Origin of the sequence: Kitasatospora sp. NPDC059803 (assembly GCF_042732255.1) — a bacterium.
Taxonomy (GTDB): Bacteria; Actinomycetota; Actinomycetes; order Streptomycetales; family Streptomycetaceae; genus Kitasatospora.
Genome location: NZ_JBHWIJ010000136.1, coordinates 12,833 through 21,200 on the forward strand (window position 1 = coordinate 12,833; position 8,368 = coordinate 21,200).

8 protein-coding genes are annotated in these 8,368 nt (G+C 74.3%); 7 read left to right on the forward strand and 1 reads right to left on the reverse strand.

The window, feature by feature from the left end:
- The 5 genes from ACFV6I_RS21715 to ACFV6I_RS21735 all read left to right on the forward strand — a co-directional run.
- On the forward strand, positions 1–769 hold a 769-nt coding region (locus ACFV6I_RS21715), incomplete at its 5' end, for a pyridoxal phosphate-dependent aminotransferase (RefSeq protein WP_380427088.1).
- Positions 770–986: 217 nt separating this feature from the next.
- Positions 987–2,303 (forward strand): MFS transporter, encoded by a 1,317-nt coding sequence (locus tag ACFV6I_RS21720; protein ID WP_063349679.1) that lies wholly within the window; start codon positions 987–989, stop codon positions 2,301–2,303.
- Positions 2,304–2,355: 52 nt separating this feature from the next.
- A complete protein-coding gene (gene hppD / locus ACFV6I_RS21725; RefSeq protein ID WP_363374059.1) occupies positions 2,356–3,453 on the forward strand; it encodes a 4-hydroxyphenylpyruvate dioxygenase in 1,098 nt (365 codons plus the stop codon).
- A complete protein-coding gene (locus ACFV6I_RS21730; protein WP_380427091.1) occupies positions 3,450–4,652 on the forward strand; it encodes an alpha-hydroxy acid oxidase in 1,203 nt (400 codons plus the stop codon). The genes hppD and ACFV6I_RS21730 overlap by 4 nt, the downstream gene beginning before the upstream one ends.
- A gap of 65 nt (positions 4,653–4,717) precedes the next feature.
- Complete coding sequence (locus ACFV6I_RS21735) at positions 4,718–5,947, forward strand: PLP-dependent aminotransferase family protein (protein ID WP_063351474.1); 1,230 nt, start codon at positions 4,718–4,720, stop codon at positions 5,945–5,947.
- 85 nt (positions 5,948–6,032) lie between these two features.
- On the opposite strand, the gene ACFV6I_RS21740 is transcribed toward ACFV6I_RS21735, so the two are convergent.
- Positions 6,033–6,605 (reverse strand): MarR family winged helix-turn-helix transcriptional regulator, encoded by a 573-nt coding sequence (locus tag ACFV6I_RS21740; RefSeq protein WP_380427093.1) that lies wholly within the window; start codon positions 6,603–6,605, stop codon positions 6,033–6,035.
- Positions 6,606–6,834: 229 nt separating this feature from the next.
- Between ACFV6I_RS21740 and ACFV6I_RS21745 the strand changes: the two genes are divergently transcribed.
- On the forward strand, positions 6,835–8,037 hold the full coding sequence (locus ACFV6I_RS21745; RefSeq protein ID WP_380427095.1) for a cytochrome P450: 1,203 nt from the start codon (positions 6,835–6,837) through the stop codon (positions 8,035–8,037).
- Between the two features lie 40 nt (positions 8,038–8,077).
- On the forward strand, positions 8,078–8,275 hold the full coding sequence (locus tag ACFV6I_RS21750; RefSeq protein WP_063349674.1) for a ferredoxin: 198 nt from the start codon (positions 8,078–8,080) through the stop codon (positions 8,273–8,275).
- Positions 8,276–8,368: the final 93 nt, after the last annotated feature.

Genomic DNA, 8,368 nt, shown 5'->3' on the forward strand with positions numbered 1-8,368 from the left:
GTTTTTTTTTTGCTCTCAGTGGGTCGGGTCGTGGAGCCCGTGGCGTTCCGGCGCCCCGGCGCGCGCCCCGCCCCCCGTCCCGCTCGGCCCCGACGCCCGGCACGACCTGGCCGCGATGGCCGAGCGGCTGGACGAGCGCACCCGGATCGTCGTGCTGTGCAACCCGCACAACCCGACCGGCACGGTCTACTCCTGGGCGGAGCTGACGGACTTCTTCCGCCGCGTCCCGGCCACGGCGCTGATCCTGCTGGACGAGGCGTACGTCGACTTCGCCCGGGACTGGGCGGCCCCGGCCGTCCCGGACCGGATCGCCGAGTGGCCGAACCTGGTGGTGCTGCGCACCCTCTCCAAGTCGCACGGCATCGCCGCCCTGCGGATCGGCTACGCGCTCGCGGAGGAGTCCGTGGCCCAGCGGGTGCGGGACCACCAGGTCCCGTACGCGGTGAACCGGCTCCAGGAGGCGGGCCTGCTGGCCGCCGTCTCGGCCCAGGACGAGGTGGACCGGCGGATCGCCGAGATCGCCGCCGAGCGGGAGCGCCTGCGGGCCGAACTGCTGGGGCTGGGCTGGACGGTGGCGCCCAGCCTGACCAACTTCCTCTGGGTCGTCGCGCCGGGTGACCAGCTCCCCCTGCGGACGGAGCTGGAGCGCCGGGGGGGGGTGGCCGTCCGCTACTACGCCGGGCAGGGCATCCGGATCGCCGTCGGCGAGAAGGACGCCAACGACGCGGTGATCGAGGGCTTCGGCGCCACCGCGCCCGCCGCTCCCTGACCGCACCCCGCGTCCGCGCATCCCCGTGCATCCCTGCACCTCCCTGCACGTCCCGCATGTCCCCGCACGTCCCCGCGCACGGCGCGTGAGGGCGCACCGTCCGCGCCCCACGCGCCGAGCAGCCCAGCAACTCAGCACACACGGCACACACGGCACGTCCAGCACGTCCAGCACGTCCAGCACCCCGAAGCGCCGTCGGCGCAGCGAAGGAACCGCGATGCACCCGCTGTTGGCCCGCCCGGAGTTCCGGCGCTACCTCGCCGGGCAGACCCTGTCCGTCCTCGGCGACAGCGCCCTCTCCATCGCCCTCGGCATCTGGGCCAAGGTGCTGACCGGCAGCAACTCCGCCGCCGGGCTGGTGCTGTTCTGCTTCGCCGCGCCGCTGCTGCTCCTGCCGCTGGGCGGCCTGCTCGCCGACCGGGTCCGGCGCAGACCGCTGCTGGTCGGGGTCAACCTGGTGGTGGCGGTGGGGTTGACGCCCCTGCTGCTCGTCGACGGTCCGGACCGGGTCTGGATCATCTACTGCACCGCCTCGCTCTGCGGTCTCGCCGGGGCCGTACTGGCCCCGGCGCAGAGCGCCCTGCTGCGCACGATACTGACAGACCGTCAGGACTTCGGCGCAGCAGCCGGGTTCACCCAGAGCGCCCGGGCCGGAACCACGCTCGTCGCGCCGCTGCTCGGCTCGGGCCTCTACAGCTGGCTGGGCGGGCGCGCCGTGGCGCTGGCCGACCTCGGCGTGCTGCTGCTGGCGGCCCTGGCCTTCCTCGGCCTGCGGGCGGACGAGCCCAGGCCGGAGCCCTCGGGCCGCCGGTGGCGCACCGAGGTACTGGCGGGCTTCGCCCACCTGCGCGGCGCGACCGGGCTGCGCCCGCTGGTGGCGGCCACCGCCGTCACGGGCTTCGTGCTGAGCCTGCTCCAGCCGGTGCTGTTCGCACTGACCCAGCACGGGCTGCACCGCCCGCCGCAGTTCCTCGGCGTGCTGGAGACGATCGAGGCGGTCGGGGCACTGGGCGGCTCGGTGGTCGGCGGTCTGCTGATCGGCCGGCTCGGGCCGCGCCGGACGGTCATGGCGGGGTCGGTGGTGTTCGGCCTCGGCACGGTCCTGCTGCTCGCGCCGTCCCTCCCCGTGGTGGCGGCCGGCCTGGTGATCGCCGGGGCGGGCATCCCGGCCGCCATGGTCGGCCTCGCCACGGCCGCCCAGGCGGCCACGCCGCCCCAGCTGATGGGCCGCGCCCAGGCGGCCGTCAACCTCTCGCTCACCGCCCCGCAGGCCCTCGCGGTCGGCGTCGGCTCCGGGCTGGTGGCCGCCCTGGACTTCCGGGTCGTGCTGGCCGTGATGGTGCTCGGCGCCCTGCTCGCGGCCGTCCACCTGCTCGGCAAGCCCGAGGCCCCGACCGAGCCCGAGGCCCCCGCGGAATCCGAGGCCCCCGCCGGGACCGAGGCCCCCGAAGAGCCCGAGAGCTCCACCGAGCCTCCGGCCGACTCCGAGAGCCCCACCGAGCCCGGGAGCGCCCCGGACCTCCAGCGCACCTGATCGCCCGATCACCCCCGACACCTCCTCTCCTCCTCACCAGAAAGCTCCTCAGATGACCGACCGCTCCTCACCCACCGCCGCCCCGCTCCCCGTCGAACTGGACCACGTCGAGTTCTACCTGTCCGACCTCACCGCCGAGACCGCCCGGCTGACCACCGAGTACGGCTTCGAGCTGCTCGTCCCGCCCACCGAGCGCGGCGAGGCCGCCGAGCGCTGCCTCTCGGCGCTGGTCGGACAGGGCACCGTCCGGCTGCTGCTCACCCAGCCGCTGGCCGGCGGCCACCCGGCCACCGACTACCTGGCCCGGCACGGCGACGGCGTGGGCGCACTGGCCCTGCGGGTGCCGGACGCCGCCGACGCCTACCGGACGCTGACCGGCCGGGGCGCCGACGGGCTGCGCCCGCCGCAGGCCGCGCACGGCTGCGTCACGGCGGTGGTCGGTGCCTTCGGCGACGTGGTGCACACCCTGATCGAACGCGGCCCCGAGGCCCCCGCCGACCGGATCCCCGGCCTGCCGGACGCTGCCCCCGTGACCGGTGCCGGTACGACGGGGCTGCGCTCCGTCGACCACTTCGCGGTCTGCGTCCCCTCCGGTGAGCTGCGCGAGACCGTCCGCCGGTACTGCGAGGTCTTCGGCTTCCGGATGATCTTCGAGGAGCGGATCGAGGTCGGCGCGCTCGGCATGGACTCGGCGGTCGTGCAGAGCACCGACCACAGCGTCACGCTCACCCTGATCGAGCCGCTCAGCCCGGACGCGGGCGGCCAGATCGCCTCCTTCCTCGCCGACCACGGCGGCGCCGGGGTGCAGCACGTGGCCTTCTCCTCCGCCGACGCCGTGCACTCCGTCTCCGCGATGGCGGAGCGCGGCGTGCCGTTCCTGCGCACCCCGGGCGCGTACTTCGACGCGCTGCCCGCCCGTCTGACGCCGCTGCGGCACTCCCTCGACCAGCTGCGCGCCCTGCACCTGCTGGTCGACCAGGACCACGACGGCCAGCTGTTCCAGATCTTCACCCGCTCCCAGCACCCGCGCGGCACCTTCTTCTTCGAGGTGATCGAGCGCATCCGGGCCCGCACCTTCGGCAGCAACAACGTCCGCGCCCTCTACGAGGCCGTCGAACTCCAGCGCAGCGCCAGCGAAGTGGCCGGATGAACGCGCCGGCCCTGACCGGGCACCAGCCCTCCCCCGCCCAGCCGCCCTCCGCCCCGTCGCCCTCCGCCCAGCCGCTCCCCTCCCAGTCACCCTCCACCCAGCCACTCTCCGTCGCCGAGTACGCGGAGCCGGCCCGGGCCGCGCTCGCGCCCGAGGTCTGGGACTGGCTGGAGGGCGGCGCGGAGCGCGAGCGCACCCTCGCCGGCAACCGGGCGGCCTTCGACCAACTGGCCCTGGTGCCCCGGGTGCTGGCCGACGTCTCCGCCTGCGACACCGCCGCCACCCTGGTGCGCAGCCGCGCGAGCCTGCCGGTGGCGGTGGCGCCCGTCGCGTACCACCGGCTGTTCCACCCCGAGGGCGAGCTGGCCTCGGCCCGGGCGGCGGCCGCGGCGGGGGTGCCGTTCACCGTCGGCACGCTCAGCAGCGTCGGCTTCGAGGACCTGGCCGCGACGGGAGCCACGCTCTGGTTCCAGCTGTACTGGCTGCGCGACCGGGGGCGGCTGCTCGACCTGGTCGCGGCGGCCGAGGCGGCGGGCAGCGAGTGCCTGGTCGTCACCGCCGACGTGCCGTTCATGGGCCGCCGCCTGCGCGACGCCAAGAACGCCTTCGCGCTGCCCGCGGACGTCCGCGCGGTCCTGCTCGAAGACGGCGCCGCCGGGCGGGCCCACCAGGCCACCACCGCCGTCTCGGCCGTGGCCGCGCACACCGCCGAGCTGCTCTCCCCCGCCGTCACCTGGGCGGATCTCGCCTGGCTGCGCGAGCACACCAGCCTGCCGCTGATGGTCAAGGGGGTGCTCGACCCGGCGGACGCGGTGCGGGCCGCCGAACTCGGCGCCGAGGCCGTGGTGGTGTCCAACCACGGCGGCCGCCAGCTCGACCGGGCCGTCCCCTCGATCACCGCGCTGCCCGCCGTCGCCGAGGCGCTGGCCGGCCGCGACTGCCAGGTGCTGCTGGACAGCGGGGTGCGCGGCGGCTCGGACGTGCTCACCGCCCTGGCCCTCGGGGCGTCCGGGGTGCTGCTCGGACGCCCGATGATCTGGGGCCTGGCGGCCCGGGGCGAGGCCGGCTGCGCCCACGTGCTCGACCTGCTGGCCGCGGAGCTGCGGCACGCGCTCGGCCTCGCGGGCTGCGCCGACCTGAGCGCGGCCGCCGCGCTGCGCACCACCCCCATGCCCTGCCCCACCTGGAGTGCCCCGTGACCACCACCGCCCCACCCCGCGGCCTGCTGCGGGCCGACCTGCACCCCTCCCTCGCCGACCCGGCGATGACCTCGATGAACCTGCTCAACGAGATCTCCATCCGCTACCCGGAGGCGGTCTCCTTCGCCGCGGGCCGCCCGGCGGAGCAGTTCTTCGAACTCGACGCCGTCCACCGCCACCTGGACCGCTACGTCGCCCACCTGCGCGCCGAGCGCGGGCTCTCCGAGGAGGCGGCCCGGCGGCAGGTGCTCCAGTACGGGCGGACCAAGGGGATCATCCACGAGCTGATCGCCACCCACCTCGCGGTGGACGAGGGCATCGAGGTGCCCGCCGAGTCGATCGTGGTGACGGTGGGTTGCCAGGAGGCGATGTTCCTGGTGCTGCGGGCACTGCGCCGCGGCCCCGAGGACGTGGTGCTCGCCGTCTCGCCCACGTACGTGGGGCTGACCGGCGCGGCGCTGCTCGCCGACCTCCCGGTACGGCCGGTGGCCGACGGCCCGGACGGCGTGGACCTCGCCGACCTGCGCCGCCAACTGGCCGCCGCCCGGGCCGAGGGGCTGCGCCCGCGCGCCCTCTACCTGGTACCGGACGTCGCCAACCCGAGCGGGGCCAGCCTGCCGCTGGAGCTGCGGCGGGAGCTGCTCGCCCTGGCCGCCGAGGAGGACTTCCTCCTGCTGGAGGACAACCCGTACTGCGTCTTCGCCGGCGAGGAGCGGCTGCCCTCGCTCAAGGCCCTGGACACCGAACGGCGGGTCGTCCACCTCGGCTCCTTCGCCAAGACGGCCCTCCCGGGCGCCCGGGTCGGGTACGTGGTGGCGGACCAGCCGGTGGCCGACGGCGCGGGCGGTACCGACCTGCTGGCCGACCTGCTCGGCATGATCAAGAGCATGACCACGGTGAACACCTCACCGATCGCCCAGGCCGTGATCGGCGGGGCACTGCTCGAACACGGCTACAGCCTGCGGGCCGCCAACACCGAGGTCGCCGCGCTCTACCGGCGCAACCTCGCGCTCGTCCTGGCGGGCCTGGCCCGGCGATTCCCGCCCGGCAGCGGGGTGAGCTGGAACGAGCCGCGCGGCGGGTTCTTCCTGGTGGTCACGGTGCCGTTCGCGGTGGACGACGCACTGCTCGAACTCTCGGCCTCGGAGTACGGGGTGATCTGGACCCCGATGTCGCACTTCTACCCGGGCGCGGGCGGGGAGCGGCAACTGCGGCTCTCCGTCAGCCAGGTCGACCCGGACACCGTCGACCGCGGGCTGGACGGGCTGGCCGCCCTGATCGCCGCACGGTCCTGATCGCCGTACGGTCCTGATCGCCACACGGTCCTGACCTCGGAGGGGGCGCCCGCTCCGGCGCCCCCTCCCTTGCCGGGCCCTCGCGTCAGGGGCAGTGGGACGAGCCCGAGTCGACGCCCCCGACGCCCCCGACGCTCCCGACGCCCCCGACCGCCCGGTCCGCCGGCGTGGCGTCCTCGGACAGCATCTTGATCCGGACCTGCCGCACGTACCGGTCCACCAAGTGGCGCAGCACGCTGACCGTGGCGGCGACGTCCGGTGCCGGAATGCCGTCCAGCGCATTGGCCAGACCGGCGATGTTGGCCTGTTTCAGACGGTTGAGCATCGCCCGCCCCTCGGCCGTGAGCGCCACCTGGCGGGCCCGGCGGTCCAGCGCGTCCGGGGTGCGTTCCACCAGTTGCTGGGTCTGCAGCCGGTCGATCTGCCGGGTGACGTGGGAGGGCTTGACCATCAGCCGGGCGGCCAGGTCGCCCACCCGGCTGACCTCCTCGGCCTCGGCGAGCGCGCGCAGCAGGTAGACGTCCGAGCGCGCCGCCGTGATGCCGGCCCGCGCCGTCTGGCGCTCGTGCTCCTGCGAGCGGGTCAGCAGGTAGGCCAGCGAGGCCAGCACCTCCTCCAGTTCGGAGGTGGCGGTCGGATTGTCTGTTGCGTCCGGCATGGGGGAACTGTAGCGACCCCGTTCGAGGAGTGGCTCCCCTCTCGACCACTGACCGGTTTCCGGACAGATTCGTTCGCCACCGGATGGACCCTTTCGCCACCACTGACCGCGAGTTAGCGTGACGGTGAGTTAGTTGCTTAGGGCATGCAATGGTCCCGGGCGCTACCCCACGGCACCGCAGGCCCATCCGCTCGGCGCCACCGGCAAATCCGCTCCGCGAAGGGAGCCCATGATGGCCACCGCCGCTCACCACCCCCAGTTCACCCACCCCGCCGCCCGTGGCGGCTGCCCGTTCGACCCGCCGCCGGCCTACCAGCAGGCCCAGCAGGACGAACCGATCAGCCGGATCGCCCTCTGGGACGGCGCCCCCAGCTGGCTGGTCACCCGCCACGACGACATCAAGGCCGTGCTCAGCGACGCCCGCTTCAGCTCGGACGCCGCCCGGCCCGGCTTCCCGTTCATCAGCGCCGGCGCCCGGCAGCTGAGCACCGGCCAGCGGACCTTCATCCGGATGGACGACCCGGAGCACGCCCAGCTGCGCCGGATGCTCACCGGCGAATTCATGATCAAGAAGGTCGAGGCACTGCGCCCCGAGGTCCAGCGCATCGCCGACGACCTGCTCGACGAGCTGACCGCCGGCCGCAACTCCGGCGACCTGGTCCACGAGTTCGCGCTGCCGCTGCCGTCCCTGGTCATCTGCCTGCTGCTCGGCGTGCCCTACCAGGACCACGACTTCTTCCAGGAGTGCAGCCGGGTCCTGCTGCGCCGCGACTCCTCGGTCGAAGAGGTGCAGATCGCCCAGAAGAACCTGGCCGACTACCTGGTCAAGCTCACCGACTCCAAGCGCACCGAGCCCGACGACGGCATCCTCAGCCGCCTGGTCGCCCGCGGCGAGCTGAGCACCGAGGAGATCGGCGCCATGGGCCGGCTGCTGCTCGTCGCCGGACACGAGACCACGGCGAACATGACCGCACTCTCCATCCTGGCCCTGCTGCAGAACCCCACCCAGCTCGCCCACCTGCGCGAGCACCCGGAGTCGGTCGCCGGCGCCGTCGAGGAACTGCTGCGCTACCTCACCATCGTGCACTCCGGCCTGACCCGGGTCGCCACCGAGGACGTCACCGTCGGCGGCGTCCGGATCCGGGCGGGCGAGGGCGTGATCTGCATGATCAGCACCGCGAACCGGGACGAGCAGAAGTTCCCCGACGGCGACGAACTCGACCTCTCCCGCGACGCGCGCCTCCACCTGGCCTTCGGCTTCGGCGTCCACCAGTGCCTCGGACAGCCCCTGGCCCGGCTGGAACTGCAGATCGCGCTGAACACCATCCTGCAGCGACTGCCCGAACTGCGCCTGGCCGTACCGTTCGAGGAGATCCGCTTCCGGGGCGACATGCTCATCTACGGCGTCCACGAGCTCCCCCTCGCCTGGTAACGGCCCCCCGAGTCCGAACCGATCCTCCGAAGGGAAAGCCATGCTCATCCACATCGACCAGGAAAAGTGCTGCGGCGCCGGCAACTGCGTACTCGCCGCCCCCGAGGTCTTCGACCAGCGCGAGGAGGACGGCATCGTCGTCCTCCTCGACGCCGCACCCCCCGCCGACCTCCACCAGGCCGTCCAGGACGCCGCCGCGGTCTGCCCGGCCGCAGCCATCCGGCTCGACCAGCCGTAACCACCCCCCCACCCCACCCGCCCCCCCCCCCCCGGGGGGCCCCCCCCCCCGGGGGGGGGGGGGGGGGGGGGGCGGCGGCCCGCCCGCCCCCGC